Here is a 15,646-nt window from a genome sequence, read left to right as displayed (position 1 = left end):
CGGACCTGGGTATAGGTCTGCAGGAGCTTGCGATGAGCGCTCTCTGGGATGACCTCGGTAGCGACGGAACTGCCCTGACCGGTCCAGACGGAGGCGGTTCCTCCGTCCCGGATCACCTTCTCCTGACCGGTGCCGAGACCTGGTCGCCGGCCGATCAGGTTGGTCTGGTCGGAGTACACGACGCGCCCGCTCTGGGACCAGATGACGATGTGCTCGAGGTCGGTCTTGGCGATGAGAGGGTCGATCTTCCGGGTGAACTTGTCGATGTCACCGGCGCGGCCGACGAGTAGCGAGGAGCTGAATCCATTGGGCGCGATGGAGTTCGCGATGATCCCGATGCTCTTCTGAGCCTCGTTGATGGCTTCGTTGTTGGCCGCGCGGTCTGCGAGGTATCCGGTCGCCGACACGATGGCGGCCACCATGACGAGCCCGACGACGAGGAACTGCGCCACCGGGCTCCTGAGCGCTCGCACGACCGCCTTCCTGAGGGGCCATCAGGATAGGTCGCACGAAACCGGGGACAGCCCCGGACGAGGGGCGAATACCCAATCTGGGTAGCAGCTCAGAACTGGAGCTCGGCCCGGCACACCTCGCCCGTGTGGCGGTTCTCGGCCCGGAAGGTGATGTAGTCCTTCCCGCCCGCGAAGTCGACCATTATTCGCGAGAGGCGGAAGGACTTCCCCTCCCCGTCGCCATCAGCCTTGGCGGTGCCGTCTGCGGACACGTCACCGTCGTGACGGAAGGCCCAGTCCCACAGGTTGCCGTCATCGCTGTAGACGACTCCGGTGGCCAGTAGACGGTCATCGCTGGTCGATTCGACCTTCAGCTTGACGGTGCTGGCATCCGAGCACGGGTCCTTGTCCTTCGCGGTCCCGCCATCACCCGCCACGGCGCTCGGCGCCAGCGACAGGACCCCCGCAGCCAGCACCAGGCTGACCGCGACGGCGGGACCGCGTCGGAACATGTGACCAGCTTCCCTAGGTGATAGGAGGCGGGTGTCGATTCCCCAGGTTTCAACAGTGGACCCGGACCGCATCCTCCGGCCATTGTCCGGTGGTACTAGGACCATGACTAGTCCCGGTGGGACCAATGACCCGCGAAGACCTCGACGAGGTCGGTCCTCTCGAGCGACTCGGCGAACACCCGGCGCCCGCCGTCCAGGACAGGCACGTGGTTGGGCACCACGAGGACCATGCAGCCGGCCGCCTCCGCGGACCGGGCACCGGTGTTGGAGTCCTCGACGGCCAGGCAGTACGCCGCGTCGACGCCGAGCAGGGCCGCGGCCTTGAGGTAGGGCTCGGGATGCGGCTTCCCCCGGGACACAGAGTCGCCGGTCACGATCGCCCCGAAGGTCTCGGCGGGCAACGCCGAGAGGATCGGCGCCACGAAGCGGCGGTAGGACATGGTGACGAGGGCGCACGGGATCTCCCGCTCCCCCAGGTCGGCGAGCCTGTCGACCGCTCCCGGTCGCCACGGCACCTCGTCGACGACCCGCGCGACGACCCCGTCGAGCAGCTCCTCGACGATCTGGGCCGGTTCGAGGTCGATGCCCATGTGCTCGCGGATGTAGCGGCCGGACTCGATCAGGTCGTTCCCGACCAGGTTGAGCGCGTGCTCCCGGCTCCAGCGGCCGCCGTGACGGGCGGCGAGCTCGAACTCGACGTCCATCCAGTACGGCTCGGTGTCGACGAGCGTGCCGTCCATGTCCCACAGCACGGCATGGGGCAGCGAGGTCTCCGCCACCGGCTCAGTCCTCGGGGTCGTAGCCGAGGTTGGGCGAGAGCCACCGCTCGGCCTCGGCCAGGGTCCACCCCTTGCGCTCGGCGTAGTCGGCCACCTGGTCCCGGCCGAGGCGGCCGACGACGAAGTACTGCGACTGCGGGTGGCTGAAGTACCACCCGGAGACCGCGGCGCCCGGCCACATCGCCATGCTCTCGGTGAGCTCGATGCCGGTGTTCGCCTGCACGTCGAGGAGCTCCCAGAGCGTCCGCTTCTCGGTGTGCTCGGGGCAGGCCGGGTAGCCGGGCGCCGGACGGATGCCGTGGTACTTCTCGGCGATCAGGTCCTCGTTCTCGAGCTGCTCGTCGGGCTCGTGCCCCCAGAACTCCGTCCGCACCCGCTGGTGCAGGCGCTCGGCGAAGGCCTCCGCGAGGCGGTCGGCCAGCGCCTCCAGCATGATGGCGGAGTAGTCGTCGGCGTCCTCCTTGAAGGCGAGGATGCGGTCCTGGGCACCGAGGCCGGCGGTGACGGCGAACGCCCCCACGTGGTCGGGCAGCCCGGTCCCGCGCGGTGCGACGAAGTCACCGAGGCTGCGGTTGGGCACGCCCTCGCGGTGGTCCCCCTGCTGGCGCAGGTTGCACAGCGTCGTGAGGACCTCGCTGCGCGACTCGTCGGTGTAGACCTCGATGTCGTCGCCCACCGCAGCGGCAGGGAAGAAGCCGTACACGCCCTTCGCGGTCAGCCACTTCTCCTCGACGATGCGGTCCAGCATGGCCTGCGCGTCGTCGTACAGGCCGCGTGCGGTCTCACCCGTCGTCGGGTTGTTGAGGATGTCCGGGAACTTCCCCTTCATCTCCCACGCGTTGAAGAACGGCTGCCAGTCGATGTACGCGCGCAGCTCGGCGATGTCGTAGTCGTCGAGGACGTGGATACCGGGCTGCTTCGGGGCCGGCGGGACGTAACCGTCCCAGTCGACCGGCGTGCGGTTGGCGCGAGCCTGCTCCAGCGTCACCATCGGCCGGTCGTGCTTCGTGGCGTGTCGTTCGCGGAGCGAGTCGTAGTCGGCCTTGACGTCGGCCAGCAGCTTCGGTCGCTGGGCATCGCTGAGGAGCGCGGCCAGGGTCGGCACGGAGCGCGACGCGTCCTTGACCCAGACCACCGGCCCGTCGTACTTGCCGTCCACCTTGACCGCGGTGTGCGCCCGCGAGGTGGTGGCGCCGCCGATCATGAGCGGGACCTCGAAGCCGCGGCGCTGCATCTCGGACGCGACGTTGACCATCTCGTCCAACGAGGGGGTGATCAGACCGGACAGGCCCACCGCATCGGCACCGATCTCGACGGCGGTGTCGAGGATCTTCTGCGCCGGCACCATCACGCCGAGGTCGACGACCTCGTAGTTGTTGCACTGGAGCACCACGCCGACGATGTTCTTGCCGATGTCGTGGACGTCGCCCTTCACCGTGGCCATCACGATGGTGCCGTTGGTCTCCTTGGCGGTGGCGTACTCGGGGTTGTCGAGCTTCTCCTGCTCGATGAAGGGGATCAGGTAGGCGACGGCCTTCTTCATCACCCGCGCCGACTTCACCACCTGGGGCAGGAACATCTTGCCGGCGCCGAACAGGTCGCCCACGACGTTCATGCCGTCCATCAGCGGGCCCTCGATCACCTCGATCGGCCGGCCCCCGCGCTCGGCGATCTGCGCGCGCAGCTCCTCCGTGTCGTCCTGGACGTGGCCGTCGATGCCCTTGACCAGGGCGTGGGTGATGCGCTCCCCGACCGGGAGCGATCGCCACTCCTCGGCGGCGGCCTCCTCGGCCTCGCCGGTCCGGTTGTACTCCTCGGCGATCTCCAGCAGGCGCTCGGCGGCGTCCGGACGCCGGTTGAGCACGACGTCCTCGATCCGGGTGCGCAGCTCCGGCTCGACCTGGTCGTAGACCACCAGCGCGCCGGCGTTGACGATGCCCATGTCGAGCCCGGCCTCGATGGCGTGGAAGAGGAAGACAGCGTGGATGGCCTCGCGGACCGGGTTGTTGCCGCGGAAGGAGAAGCTCACGTTGGAGATGCCGCCGCTGACCAGCGCCCCGGGAGGTTCTCCTTGATCCAGCGGGTGGCCTCGATGAAGTCCAGGCCGTACGACGCGTGCTCCTCGATGCCCGTCGCCACCGCGAAGACGTTGGGGTCGAAGATGATGTCGTCGGCCGGGAAGCCGACCTGCTCGGTGAGGATCCGGTAGGCCCGCTCACAGATCGCCTTGCGGCGCTCGAGGTTGTCGGCCTGGCCGTCCTCGTCGAAGGCCATCACGACGGCGGCGGCGCCGTACTTGCGGCACAGGCGGGCCTGCTCGACGAACTTCTCCTCGCCCTCCTTGAGGGAGATCGAGTTGACGATCGGCTTGCCCTGGACGCAGCGCAGTCCGGCCTCGATGACCTCCCACTTGGAGGAGTCGACCATCACCGGGACCCGGCTGATGTCGGGCTCGCTGGCGACCAGCTTCAGGAAGCGGTCCATCGCCCCGACGCCGTCGATCATGCCCTCGTCCATGTTGACGTCGATGACCTGGGCGCCGTTCTCGACCTGCTGGGCGGCCACGGTCAGGCCCGTGTCGTAGTCCCCGGCCTTGATCAGGTTCCGGAACTTCGCCGAACCGGTGATGTTGGTGCGCTCGCCGACGTTGACGAACAGGCTGTCCGCGGTGATCGTCACCGGCTCCAGCCCGGCCAGGTGCATTCCTGGGCGGGGCTCGGCGGGAGTGCGCGGTTCGGCGGCGGCCGCGACGGCCGCGATGGCCTCGATGTGCGCCGGCGTGGTGCCGCAGCAACCGCCCAGGATGTTGACCAGGCCGCTGGCGGCGAACTCGCCCAGGGTCGCGGCCATCTGCTCCGGAGACTCGTCGTACTCACCGAACGCGTTGGGGAGGCCGGCGTTGGGGTGGCTGGACACGAACGTGTCCGCGAGGCGCGCGAGCTCGGCGACGTAGGGGCGCATCTCAGCGGCGCCGAGGGCGCAGTTCAGGCCCACCGCGAGCGGCTTGACGTGACGCACGGAGGCCCAGAAGGCCTCGGTCACCTGGCCCGAGAGGGTCCGGCCGGAGGCGTCGGTGATGGTGCCGGACATGATCACCGGCCAGCGGCGTCCGTGCTCCTCGAAGAGGGTCTCGAGGGCGAAGATCGCGGCCTTGGCGTTGAGGGTGTCGAAGATGGTCTCGACCAGGAGCAGGTCCGCTCCCCCGTCCACCAGCCCCCGCGCCTGGTCGAGGTAGGCCTCGACCAGGTCCTCGAAGGAGACGTTGCGCGCGCCCGGGTCGTTGACGTCGGGCGAGATGGAGGCGGTGCGGTTCGTGGGGCCGAGCGAGCCCGCGACGAAGCGCGGGCGGTCCTCGGTCGCGACCTCGTCGCACGCCTCACGGGCGATGCGGGCACCGGCCAGGTTGATCTCGTAGGCCAGGTCCTGCATGCCGTAGTCGGCCTGCGCGATGGAGGTGGCGGTGAAGGTGTTGGTCTCGACGATGTCGGCGCCGGCGTCGAGGTACTGACGGTGGATCGACCGGATCATCTCGGGCTGGGTGAGGTTGAGCAGGTCGCTGTTGCCCTTGACGTCCTGGCCCCAGTCGGCGAACCGCTCCCCGCGGAACTCGACCTCCCCGGGCTGGAAGCCCTGGATGAGGGTGCCCATGGCGCCGTCGAGCAGCAGGATCCTCTCGCGCAGCAGCGCGCTCAACGCGCCGGTGGCGTCGGGGCGAAGCGACGGTGCCGATGACGGGGTCAACGGGACTCCTCTCGGGCACGGGATCGAGGGCCGGGAACCCCGGCCACCCGTCCAGCGTAGGAAGGTGGTCCACGACGTGGACGCGATGCTCGCATCGTGGAAACTACCCCGCCATCGTGGCAGCGCGCCGCCGACCGGACGAAATCCCCGATGCCGGGTAGCGCGGCGCATCGGACCCGTGACGGGCCTCCGGGTGACTAGGCTGGAAAGCGTGATCGAGATCGACGACGCACCCGACCTGGTCAACCCACTGGTGATCGCGGCCTTCGAAGGATGGAACGACGCGGCGGAGGCGGCCTCCTCGGTCGTGGACCACCTGATCACGGTGTGGGGCGCCCGGATCGTCGGGGCGATCGACCCCGAGGACTTCTACGACTTCCAGGTCAACCGCCCCGTGGTCGGCTCCGACGAGTTCGGGCACCGCAGGATCACCTGGCCGAGCACGCAGATCGCGATCGCCTCGCCCCCGGACCTCGACCGGGACGTGATCCTGGTGCGCGGCATCGAGCCGAACATGCGCTGGCGCCAGTTCTGCGCCGAGCTCCTGGCCGCCTGCGACGAGCTGGGCGGTGAGCTGGTCGTCACGCTCGGCGCCCTGCTGGCCGACACGCCGCACACGCGGCCGATCCCCGTGACCGGGACCGCTACCGAGCCCGAGCTGGTGGACCGTCTCAAGCTGGAGCAGTCGACGTACGAGGGACCCACCGGCATCGTCGGGGTCTTCCAGGACGCGTGCGTGAAGCTCGACATGCCCGCGGTGTCCTACTGGGCTGCGGTGCCGCACTACGTCGCGCAGCCGCCGTGCCCCAAGGCCACGCTGGCGCTGATCGGGCAGCTGGAGGACCTCCTGGAGGTCAGCATCCCGCTCGGCGACCTGCCCGAGGACGCGCGGGCCTGGGAGCGCGGTGTCGACGAGCTCGCCGAGGAGGACGAGGACGTGGCCGACTACGTGCGCGCCCTCGAGGAGACCCGGGACACGACCGACCTGCCCGAGGCCTCGGGTGAGGCGATCGCGCGGGAGTTCGAGCGTTACCTCAAGCGCCGGGGCGACGAGGGCCCCGAGCCGGGCTGAGCCTGCATCCGGGCTGAAGCCTGCATCCGGGCCGGGTCAGACCGCGAGACCCAGCGCCGCGTCCAGGGCCGCGAGCATCGTGACCGCGGCGTCCGGGTCGCTGGTGTCGGCCAGGCCGTCGGTCCCGAGCGTGGCGGCCACCCAGCGGTCGACGGCCGCGGTCGCCCGCGGGGCGTCGAGGTCGTCGGCGAGCGCCGCCAGGATCTCCTCGACGACCGGTCGGGCCGGCGCCCCGGCCCCCAAGGACAGCGCCTGGCGCCACCGCGCCAGCGTGTCGACGGCGGTCCAGAGCTGGTCGTCGGTCCACTCCCAGTTCGCGCGGTAGTGGTGGCGGAGCAGGGCCAGCCGGATCGCCATCGGGTCGACGTCGCTGTGGCGCAGCGCGGACACGAAGACCAGGTTGCCGCGCGACTTCGACATCTTCTCGCCGTCGTAGGCGACCATCCCGGCGTGCGCGTAGGCCTGGGCGAACTTCGCGCCCGGAACCGCCACCTGGGCGTGCCCGGCCCCCATCTCGTGGTGGGGGAAGACCAGGTCGCTGCCGCCGCCCTGGACGTCGAAGGCCGCCCCCAGGTAGGTCATCGCGATGGCCGTGCACTCGATGTGCCAGCCCGGGCGGCCCGGGCCGAAGGGGCTGTCCCAGGACGGCTCGCCGGGCCGCTTCCCGAGCCAGACGACGCAGTCGAGCGGGTCCTTCTTGCCCTCCCGGTCGGGGTCTCCGCCACGCTCGGGGAAGATCCGGAGCATCTCGTCGCGGTCCCACCCGGACACCTCGCCGAAGGCGGGGTCCGCGGTGACCGAGTAGTAGAGGTCGTCATCGACCCGGTAGAGCACGCCGAGGGAGTCGAGGCGCTGGATCAGCTCGATGATGATCGGGATGGCCTCCACGGCCCCGATGTAGTGCTGCGGCGGGATCACCCGCAGCGCCGTCATGTCCTGGCGGAAAAGCTCCGTCTCGCGCTCGGCGAGCTCGACCCAGTCGACGTCGACCTTCGCGGCGCGCTCGAGGAGCGGGTCGTCGACGTCGGTGACGTTCTGGACGTAGGTCACGTCGTGTCCGGCGTTGCGCCAGGCCCGGTTGAGCAGGTCGAAGCCGACGTACGTCGCGGCGTGCCCGAGGTGGGTGGCGTCGTACGGCGTGATCCCGCAGACGTAGAGCCGGGCCGTACCCTCGGGGTCGGTCGTCACCAGGTCGCCGGAGGCCGTGTCGCGGACGGCGACGGGCGGACCCGGGACGGACAGGGCGGGAATCTCCGGAACTGCCACGATCGCATGCCCGGAAGCCTAGCCACCGTGGGTCAGAAGGGCGGCCACGGGATGGCCGGCCACTCCCCCCGTGGTGCCGGCAGCGACCCGCGAGCGACCAGACGGTCGCACCGCCGGGCGATGCAGTCGATCTCGAGCTCCGTGAGGTGGAAGCCGAGGGCCTCGCCCAGGTCGCCCCCGAGGTCGTCGCGGACCCGGGTGACGGCCTGCCTCTCCTCGTCGGTGAGGGGCTCGCCGAGCCAGCCCCAGAGAACCGTGCGCAGCTTGTGGTCGGTGTGGAAGGTCACGCCGTGGTCGACGCCGTAGCGGTGGCCGTCGGTCATCTCGAGGACGTGCCCGCCCTTGCGGTCGGCGTTGTTGACCACGATGTCGAAGATCGCCATGCGCCGCAGCGGCGTGGAGTCCTCGTGGACGAGGGTGACCGGCTGGTCCTGCCCGTCGAGGCCGTCGAAGACCCGCCGGTAGCCGACCGGCACCTGTCCCTCGTGGACCAGGGTGACCGCCTCCTGGTCGGGGTCGGGCTCCTGCCAGCGCTGCACCATGCCCAGCCCGTGCGGGCCCTCGCGCAGCCACGTCTCCGGGACGACGTTCCAGCCGATGGCCTCGGAGACGAGGTACGCCGCCACCTCGCGGTCGGCGAGCGTGCCGTCCGGGAAGTCCCAGAGCGGGCGCTCCCCCGCGATGGGCTTGTAGACCACCCGGACCTGGCCGATCTCGCCGACGAACGTCGCGTTCGAGGCGGGCATGATCCGGCCGTGGAGGACCAGCTCGTCCTCCACCAGGTCGATCACGGGTCGCGGCGGCGGAACCCGTTGGCCCGCACGCACAGGTGTCCGTCCGGGTCGATGGGGTTGCCGCAGAACGGGCAGCTGGGCCGTCCGGCCTCCAGGACCTGCTCGGCGCGCTTGACGAACGCGCGGGCCGCCCCGGCGGGGAGCCGGACCAGGAAGATCTCGTCGGGCTCGGGCTCCTCGAGGTCCTCGTCGAGCTGCTCGGGCGAGACCACGGCGGCCTCGGTGTAGGGAAACACCTCGATCACCACCCGCTCGTCGCTCGGGTCCCACGACAGGGTCATCGTGCCTGCGCGGAACTCCTCCTCGATGGGCTGCTCCAGCGGCTCGCCGTCCTCGAGGCCCAACGGGGCGACCGCGGGGATCATGGCCTCGTTGAGCTCGCTGGCCATCACCTCGTCGAGCAGCTCGTCGATCCGCTCCGCCAGGGCCGAGACCTGCTGCTTCTCAAGGGCGACGCTGACCACACGGGCGCCCGAGCGGGCCTGCAGGAAGAAGGTGCGGGAGCCGGGTGGGCCGACCGTGCCCGCGACGAACCGCTCCGGCGGGTCGAATCCATGGACGAGAGGTGCCATGTGAACACCCTAGGGGCGTGGTGGGAGTGCGCCGGGTCCGGCACCGCCCCCCACCACCGCGTCGGGCGCGCGCCGGGACTTCCTCCGGCCCGGCCTGGGCGCGAGCCAGGACAGGTCGCCCTCGTGGGTGTTGCTGGCGAGCACGTAGGGACGGGCGGGGGTGTAGCGCACGATCGAGATGGACGCCGGGTCGACGTTGATCCGCTGGAAGAGGTCGAGGTGCATGCCCAGCGCGTCGGCCAGCACCGACTTGATGATGTCTCCGTGGCTGACGGCCACCCAGACTGCGCCGGCTCCGTGCTCCGACTCGACGGCTGCGTCGTGGCGGCGTACGGCGGAGACGGCCCGGGCCTGCATGGCCCCCAGCGACTCACCGCCGGGGAACGCAGCGGCCGAGGGCTGGGACTGGACGGTCGCCCAGAGCTTCTCCTTGGCCAGGTCCTTCAGCGCGCGACCCTGCCACTCGCCGTAGTCGCACTCCGTGATCCCGCGCTCGGTGGCCAGGGTCAGCGGAGCGCCCTGGGCGCCCAGGATCGTCCGGGCCGTCTGCCGGCACCGCTCGAGAGGGCTGCTCACCACGGCCGCCAGGGGCAGCGCCGCCAGCCGGTCGGCGGCGCGGGTCGCCTGCCCGTGGCCCGTCTCGTCGAGCTTCACTCCCGCGAGCCGGCCGGCGAGCACGCCGGTCGCGTTCGCGGTCGTGCGCCCGTGTCGCACCAGGATCACCGTTGCCATGCGGTGGAGCGTAGTGCGGCGGTGATGGTGAACCGTCCGTCCAGTGCGCGAGGCGTGGTCACCGGGGAGGGTGCAGGATGGTCGGGTCGGTGCGTGCGGGGGCACGCCGAGGACCCAGCATGCGGACGACAGAGGGAGCGTTGGTGGTCGCCAGCCGAGGTGGGTACCTCGAGCGTCCCGCGCCCAGCGGGCTCGCCGACGTGATCGAGATCGTCCTGGACAAGGGCATCGTCATCGACGCCTACGTACGCGTCTCGCTCCTGGGCATCGAGCTGCTCACCGTGGACGCGCGCGTGGTCGTCGCCAGCGTCGACACCTACCTGCGCTTCGCCGAGGCGACCAACCGGCTCGACCTGGTGGAGCAGGGGCCTCGCGCCCTGCCCGACATGGTCGAGGAGGGCACCGGCGCCGTCATCGAGCACGTGGCCACCGACGTGGTGGAGAAGAAGGTCGGGGGCGTCAAGGAGGCAGTCGTCGACGCCGTGACCGGCGTGGCCGCCAAGGCACGCGACGCGCTCTCGCCCGGGGACGGCTGACACCGGCGGGTGTGCACAGCGATGGCCTAGGGTCGCCCCGTGATCGTTGACAGCGCTTTGTACCGCAAGGGGGGCCGGGTCGACGTCGACTGCGCCCCGCAGGACCTGCACGAGCTGCGCAGCCGGATCACCGATACCGGCGACTTCGTGTGGGTGGGCCTGCACCAGCCCACGGAGGCCGAGCTCGAGGACGTGGCGATCGCGTTCGGGCTGCACCCACTGGCCGTCGAGGACGCGTTCAAGGCCCATCAGCGGCCGAAGCTCGAGCGCTACGAGGACAGCCTCTTCCTGGTGCTCAAGACGCTCTGGTACGTCGACGAGGACGACGCCGTGGAGACCGGGGAGATCAACGTCTTCGTCGGCGAGGACTTCGTCGTGACCGTCCGGCACGGCAAGGGCTCGCAGCTGCAGTCGGCCCGCACCTTCCTCGAGTCCGACGAGACCGTCCTGGTCCACGGCCCGTCGGCGGTGGTCTACGCCGTGTGCGACACCGTCGTGGACGGCTACATGGCCGTGGTCGACGAGCTGCAGATCGACGTCGACGAGGTCGAGGAGTCGGTCTTCTCCCCCGCCCGCACCAACGACTCGGTGCGGATCTACACCCTCAAGCGCGAGATCGCCGAGGTGCGCCGGGCGGTGATGCCGCTGCGCGACCCGATGCGGCGGTTCGCCACCGGGGCCGTGACCGGCATGGACGAGCAGGCGGCGCCGTTCTTCCGGGACGTCGCCGACCACCTCTCCCAGGCCGCCGACGTGGTCGAGACGCTCGACGGGCTGCTCTCGACCGCCTTCGACGCACACCTGGCGCGCATCTCGGTGCAGCAGAACGACGACATGCGCAAGATCTCGGCCGGGGTCGGCCTCGTGGCGGCCCCCACCCTGATCGCCGGGGTCTACGGCATGAACTTCGCCTACATCCCCGAGCTGCGCTGGCACCTGGGCTACTTCTTCGCCCTGTTCCTGATGTTCGGCACGTCGGGGGTGCTGTGGGTGTGGTTCAAGAAGTCCGGCTGGCTCTGACCCACCCCGCGGGGCCGGGTGTGATGACCGGCTCGGCTCAGGTCGCCGACATCGCGCTCGTGGACAGCAGCGCGAGCAGCAGCAGGCCCAGGGCGACGCGGTAGGGCACGAACCACGCGATCGAGTGGTGCGCCACGAAGCGCAGCAGCCAGGCGATCGCGGCGTACGCCACGACGAACGAGACGACGGTCCCGACCAGCGTCTCCCCCACGCTGATGTCGCCGCCGAGGGCGTCCTTGAGCTCGAAGACGCCGGCGGCGAGGAGGGCCGGGATCGCGAGGAAGAAGCTCAGGCGGGTGGCCGTGACGCGGTCGATGCCGCGCAGCAGGCCGGCGGAGATCGTGGCGCCGGACCGGGAGACGCCCGGCACCAGCGCGGCCACCTGCACCACGCCGACCACGATGGCGTCGACCATGCTCAGGTCACGCTCGCCGCGCTCCTGGGTGGCCACCCGCTCGGCGTACCACATCACCGCGCTCCAGCCGACCAGACCGGCGGCGACCACCCACAGCGAGCGAAGGTCGCCGGTGATGACGTCCTTGAGGAGCAGGCCGGCGATGCCGACGGGGATCGTGCCGACGATGACGTACCAGCCCATGCGGTGGTCGAGCTGGCCGCGGTACTCCGGCTTGACCAGTCCGAGGCTCCAGGCCTTGATGATGCTCCAGATGTCCTTGGCGAAGTAGAGGATCGCCGCGGCGATGGCCCCCATCTGGATCACCGCGGTGAAGCCGGTCACGGCCGGGTCCGACACGTCGAGGCCGAGGACCTTCTCGGCGATCGTGAGATGACCGGTGCTGGACACGGGGAGGAACTCGGTGAGCCCCTCCACGATGCCGAGGATCACGGCGTCGAGGTAGTTCATCGCCTGGCTTTCGATCGGGGGCAGACTGGGCTGAGGTTTCTGGCAGGGGTGAGGACGGCGCGAGGCCGCGCACAAGGGTACGCACCATCCCGCCCGGCGAGCCGCAGGCACCCCGTTGCGCCGTGGCGGCTACCTTGTCGCCATGCAACAGCGGTCCGTCGGCGCCACCGGTCTCAAGGTCTCCCGGCTCGGGCTCGGCACCATGACATGGGGGCGGGACACAGACGAGCACGAGGCGCGCGACCAAGCTCATCGCGTTCGTCGAGAGCGGCGGCACGCTGCTCGACACCGCCGCGGGCTACGGCGGCGGCGCCTCCGAGGAGCTGATCGGCTCCCTGGTCGGTGACGTGGTCCCCCGTGACGAGGTCGTGCTCGCGACGAAGGCGGGCATCAGCGCCAGCCGCGGCGGCCGCCAGTACAACACCTCCCGCGGACACCTGCTCACGACGCTCGACGCCTCGCTCCGCCGGCTCGGTGTCGACCACGTCGACCTGTGGCAGGTCCACATCTGGTCCGACGAGGCGCCGCTCGAGGAGACGCTGTCGGCTCTCGACACCGCCGTGGCATCGGGCCGGGCGTCGTACGTCGGGGTCTCCAACTACACCGGGTGGCAGACCGCACAGGCCGCCACTTGGCAGCGGGCCGTGCCGGGACGAGCGGTCCTGGCGTCCACGCAGGTGGAGTACTCCCTGCTCAACCGGGCCGTCGAGCTCGAGGTCCTCCCCGCGGCCGAGGCGATGGGCCTGGGCGTGCTGCCCTGGTCGCCGCTGGGACGCGGCGTTCTGACCGGCAAGTACCGCTCCGGGACGCCGTCGGACTCTCGGGCGGCGTCGTCACACTTCGCCAACTTCGTGGGCCCCTATCTGGGCGACCGGTCGAGCCAGGTCGTCGAGGCGGTCGCCCGCGCCGCCGACGGACTCGGCTGGACCCCGCTGGAGGTGGCCCTGGCCTGGGTGCGGGACCGACCCGGCGTCACCGCGCCCATCGTGGGTGCGCGCACCGCCACCCAGCTCAAGGGCGCCCTCGGCGTCGAGGAGCTGAGCCTTCCGCCCGAGATCGTCGACGCTCTCGATGACGTGTCCGGGGACTGACATGACCGGCCACGTCCACCGGCGCCCGCAGGCTCGCGGGGTGGAGTGGGAGTTCGACCGGGTGACGTTCTCCCGGGAGTTCCCGCGCAACGTGGTGACCAAGCTGCTCGTCGAGCGGGCCGAGCACGGCGGCTGGGAGCTGGACCGGGTCCGCATCGGCGCTGACGGCACCCGCCGGGTGGTGCTGCGGCGCAAGATCATCCGCGCGGTGCGCACCGCCTGACGCCGTCCCGGCTGGAGACCAGCGCCGTCGGCGGCTCGTGCGTGGTTGCGGTGATGGCAGCTATGAGGAGCGGTACGCCGTGGGTTGCGGCCGCCTCCCGACCTACGGCTGCCGCGGGTCGAGGTGCGCCGGTGGTTGAGGCGGTGCACTGAGGAGGCGCGCCAGCGCCGTCTCGAAGTGCGCGAGCGTCAGCGAGCGTGTCGAAGGGAGCCTCGAAACCCTCGCAGCGAAGGCAGGGCGCCAGGATTTCGCTGGTCGAGTAGCGAGCGCCAGCGAGCGTGTCGAGACCTTCGCCGTCGGCGGCTGACGGCTCCTGGGTGGTTGCGGTGATGGCAGCTACGGGGAGCGGTACGCCGTGGGTTGCGGCCGCCTCCCGGCCTACGGCTGCCGCTGGTCGAGGTGCGCCGGTGGTTGAGGTGCGAGCGTCAGCGAGCCTCGAAACCCCAGCAGCCCAGGCAGGACGACTACACAGAACGACGGCCCGCGAAAGCTTTACCTTCGCTCGTCCCCAGAACCCCCGGATCGGCCCGGCCCCGGGCCCTGACTGTCGGTGGTCGATGCGATCATGGACACATGTTCGAAACCGATGCAGCAGGAGACCCCGTCGAGGTCGCCGACCTCGACGCGACCGCCCTGCTCGCATTCCTCGACCAGCGCAAGCTCGACGCACGGATCGCCGAACGCGACAAGCTTCGGGCCGCCGCGCACTGGTGCGTGCTGCACCCGGCCACCGCGGAGACCGGCACCGCGACCTGGGGTGGCGCGTCGTTGTTGGGTGGGGACCTGGACGGGGACGAGTCGCTCGGCGGCGACGGGACCCCGGCGGTCTCCGTTCGCCCCGAACCCGCTCGCGGCCGTGCTGGGGGTGGCCACACGGGGATGAAGCTGATCGCCGACGCCCTCGACCTGCAGCACCGGCTGCCCCGCATCTGGCGACTGGTCGAATCGCTCGCGGTGGAGCCGTACAAGGCCCGGCACGTCGCCCAGGCCACCCACCGCCTCTCCCGCGACGCCGCCGCCTACGTCGACGACAGCTCGCCCCAGGCTCGCCTCGTGCAGCTGGAAGGCGATCGAGACCGCCGTCGCCCACCCATCGCCAAGCACCACCCCGAGCTGCTCGAACAACGCGAGAAGCCGGGAAGCAGTCCTGGCACGTCACGCTGCGCCACCCCGCCCCAGCGAGTACGCCGGCACCTCCTGGCTCGACATCACCGGCGACACCCTCGACCTGACCGCCTTCCACGACCTCGTCTGCGACCACGCCGCCGCCAAGGCACTCGGGACACCGACGAGCTGGAGGTCCGCAAGGCCAAGGCGCTGGGCGTGATCGCCTCCCAGCAGGCCCAGCTCGACCTCACACTGGGCTCGGCGAGAGCCCGCGGCAGACACGCGCGGTGCCCGCGCGCCGCGGAAGCCGAAGACCCGGTTCTACCTCCACCTGAACCTGGCCGACCTCGCCACCCACGGCTGCCGGCGCCAGACCTGGCCGCGGCACGGTCGAGCGGCTCGGCGCCGCCACCATCACCCGGATCAAGGAGTGGGTCGGCCACTCCCAGGTCACCGTCCACCGGTCCTCGACCTCGGCCGCGGCGACGCGGTCGACGGGCACGAACCACCGCGTGGATGCGCGAGCTGGTCATCCTCCGCGACGGCCACTGCGTCTTCCCCTGGTGCCCACACGACGCCCGAACAGCCGACCTCGACCACATCGACCCTACGTCCCCATCGACGAGGGCGGACCACCCGGCCAAACCCGGCCCGAGAATCTCGCCCCGTTGTCGGCGACATCACCGCGCCAAGACCAGCCGACGATGGCGCTACCGACGCCGACGCGACAGCACGTATGAGTGGCACGGACCCCACGGCCGCGCCTACCTGGTCACACCCCACGGCACCATCCAGCTCACCAGCAACTGAGCTCCACCCTTGAACGAGCCGGACCCGGCAGTCCTCCACGGCCTGCTGGGTTACCGGCACGCCCCGGGGTTTCG

At 70.7% G+C, this 15,646-nt stretch carries 13 protein-coding genes and 2 pseudogenes; 7 read left to right on the top strand and 8 right to left on the bottom strand.

Annotation, left to right across the window (positions count from 1 at the left end; all coding sequences use genetic code 11):
• Positions 1 to 32: 32 nt before the first annotated feature.
• Positions 33 to 290 carry a hypothetical protein gene (locus tag H0S67_RS11865; RefSeq protein ID WP_180933233.1) on the top strand — a complete coding sequence of 86 codons (258 nt, stop codon included), beginning with the start codon at positions 33 to 35 and terminating at the stop codon, positions 288 to 290.
• Between the two features lie 272 nt (positions 291 to 562).
• Here H0S67_RS11865 and H0S67_RS11860 read toward each other — a convergent pair whose 3' ends face one another.
• The 3 genes and pseudogenes from H0S67_RS11860 to metH all read right to left on the bottom strand — a co-directional run bounded on the left by H0S67_RS11860 (position 563) and on the right by metH (position 5,391).
• Entirely contained in the window at positions 563 to 964 is a 402-nt protein-coding gene (locus H0S67_RS11860; protein WP_180933232.1) for a hypothetical protein, read from the bottom strand.
• A 107-nt stretch (positions 965 to 1,071) separates the two neighbouring features.
• Positions 1,072 to 1,743, bottom strand: a complete 672-nt coding sequence (locus H0S67_RS11855) for an HAD family hydrolase (protein WP_246354685.1) — start codon at positions 1,741 to 1,743, stop codon at positions 1,072 to 1,074.
• Positions 1,744 to 1,747: 4 nt separating this feature from the next.
• Positions 1,748 to 5,391 (bottom strand): annotated as a pseudogene (gene metH / locus H0S67_RS11850) (methionine synthase).
• A 304-nt stretch (positions 5,392 to 5,695) separates the two neighbouring features.
• Between metH and H0S67_RS11845 the strand changes: the two are divergent.
• Positions 5,696 to 6,556, top strand: a complete 861-nt coding sequence (locus H0S67_RS11845; protein WP_180933231.1) for a PAC2 family protein — start codon at positions 5,696 to 5,698, stop codon at positions 6,554 to 6,556.
• 36 nt (positions 6,557 to 6,592) lie between these two features.
• Here the strand turns inward: H0S67_RS11845 and mshC are convergent, their stop codons facing one another.
• Genes mshC through H0S67_RS11825 form a run of 4 tightly spaced genes read right to left on the bottom strand, consistent with a single transcriptional unit; the run spans position 6,593 to position 9,920 of the window.
• Entirely contained in the window at positions 6,593 to 7,822 is a 1,230-nt protein-coding gene (gene mshC / locus H0S67_RS11840) for a cysteine--1-D-myo-inosityl 2-amino-2-deoxy-alpha-D-glucopyranoside ligase (protein WP_246354684.1), read from the bottom strand.
• A 32-nt stretch (positions 7,823 to 7,854) separates the two neighbouring features.
• Positions 7,855 to 8,613 (bottom strand): SCO1664 family protein, encoded by a 759-nt coding sequence (locus H0S67_RS11835; RefSeq protein WP_281368839.1) that lies wholly within the window; start codon positions 8,611 to 8,613, stop codon positions 7,855 to 7,857.
• Positions 8,610 to 9,188, bottom strand: a complete 579-nt coding sequence (locus H0S67_RS11830; protein ID WP_180933230.1) for a DUF3090 domain-containing protein — start codon at positions 9,186 to 9,188, stop codon at positions 8,610 to 8,612. Before H0S67_RS11830 ends, H0S67_RS11835 begins: the two co-directional genes overlap by 4 nt.
• 9 nt (positions 9,189 to 9,197) lie before the next feature.
• The gene (locus H0S67_RS11825) at positions 9,198 to 9,920 is read right to left on the bottom strand and encodes a histidine phosphatase family protein (RefSeq protein ID WP_180933229.1); all 723 of its coding nucleotides are present in this window, start codon (positions 9,918 to 9,920) and stop codon (positions 9,198 to 9,200) included.
• 119 nt (positions 9,921 to 10,039) lie between these two features.
• On the opposite strand from H0S67_RS11825, the gene gvpJ reads away from it, so the two are divergent.
• Both gvpJ and corA read left to right on the top strand, forming a co-directional pair.
• On the top strand, positions 10,040 to 10,456 hold the full coding sequence (gene gvpJ / locus H0S67_RS28180) for a gas vesicle protein GvpJ (RefSeq protein WP_180933228.1): 417 nt from the start codon (positions 10,040 to 10,042) through the stop codon (positions 10,454 to 10,456).
• A gap of 39 nt (positions 10,457 to 10,495) precedes the next feature.
• On the top strand, positions 10,496 to 11,476 hold the full coding sequence (corA, locus tag H0S67_RS11815) for a magnesium/cobalt transporter CorA (protein ID WP_180933227.1): 981 nt from the start codon (positions 10,496 to 10,498) through the stop codon (positions 11,474 to 11,476).
• A 37-nt stretch (positions 11,477 to 11,513) separates the two neighbouring features.
• Here corA and H0S67_RS11810 read toward each other — a convergent pair whose 3' ends face one another.
• Positions 11,514 to 12,341 (bottom strand): undecaprenyl-diphosphate phosphatase, encoded by an 828-nt coding sequence (locus H0S67_RS11810; protein ID WP_180933226.1) that lies wholly within the window; start codon positions 12,339 to 12,341, stop codon positions 11,514 to 11,516.
• Positions 12,342 to 12,483: 142 nt separating this feature from the next.
• Between H0S67_RS11810 and H0S67_RS11805 the strand changes: the two are divergent.
• From H0S67_RS11805 to H0S67_RS11795, 3 genes and pseudogenes are all read left to right on the top strand, one after another.
• Positions 12,484 to 13,432: pseudogene (locus H0S67_RS11805) on the top strand (aldo/keto reductase).
• Position 13,433: 1 nt separating this feature from the next.
• Complete coding sequence (locus tag H0S67_RS11800) at positions 13,434 to 13,655, top strand: DUF5703 family protein (RefSeq protein ID WP_246354683.1); 222 nt, start codon at positions 13,434 to 13,436, stop codon at positions 13,653 to 13,655.
• A gap of 573 nt (positions 13,656 to 14,228) precedes the next feature.
• Positions 14,229 to 15,572 carry an HNH endonuclease signature motif containing protein gene (locus H0S67_RS11795; protein WP_180933225.1) on the top strand — a complete coding sequence of 448 codons (1,344 nt, stop codon included), beginning with the start codon at positions 14,229 to 14,231 and terminating at the stop codon, positions 15,570 to 15,572.
• Positions 15,573 to 15,646 lie beyond the last annotated feature (74 nt).

It is taken from the genome of Nocardioides ungokensis, assembly GCF_013466985.1.
GTDB lineage: Bacteria > Actinomycetota > Actinomycetes > Propionibacteriales > Nocardioidaceae > Nocardioides > Nocardioides ungokensis.
The sequence above is the reverse complement of the archived record's forward strand: the minus strand, read 5'-3'. Positions and strand labels throughout refer to the sequence as shown.

Excerpts from the sequence above, each read along its gene's own strand:
- H0S67_RS11865 (WP_180933233.1), top strand. The coding sequence starts at position 33 with ATGAGCGCTCTCTGGGATGACCTCGGTAGCGACGGAACTGCCCTGACC.
- H0S67_RS11860 (WP_180933232.1), bottom strand. The coding sequence starts at position 964 with ATGTTCCGACGCGGTCCCGCCGTCGCGGTCAGCCTGGTGCTGGCTGCG.
- H0S67_RS11830 (WP_180933230.1), bottom strand. The coding sequence starts at position 9,188 with ATGGCACCTCTCGTCCATGGATTCGACCCGCCGGAGCGGTTCGTCGCG.
- H0S67_RS11825 (WP_180933229.1), bottom strand. The coding sequence starts at position 9,920 with ATGGCAACGGTGATCCTGGTGCGACACGGGCGCACGACCGCGAACGCG.
- gvpJ (WP_180933228.1), top strand. The coding sequence starts at position 10,040 with ATGCGGACGACAGAGGGAGCGTTGGTGGTCGCCAGCCGAGGTGGGTAC.
- H0S67_RS11810 (WP_180933226.1), bottom strand. The coding sequence starts at position 12,341 with ATGAACTACCTCGACGCCGTGATCCTCGGCATCGTGGAGGGGCTCACC.
- H0S67_RS11800 (WP_246354683.1), top strand. The coding sequence starts at position 13,434 with ATGACCGGCCACGTCCACCGGCGCCCGCAGGCTCGCGGGGTGGAGTGG.
- H0S67_RS11795 (WP_180933225.1), top strand. The coding sequence starts at position 14,229 with ATGTTCGAAACCGATGCAGCAGGAGACCCCGTCGAGGTCGCCGACCTC.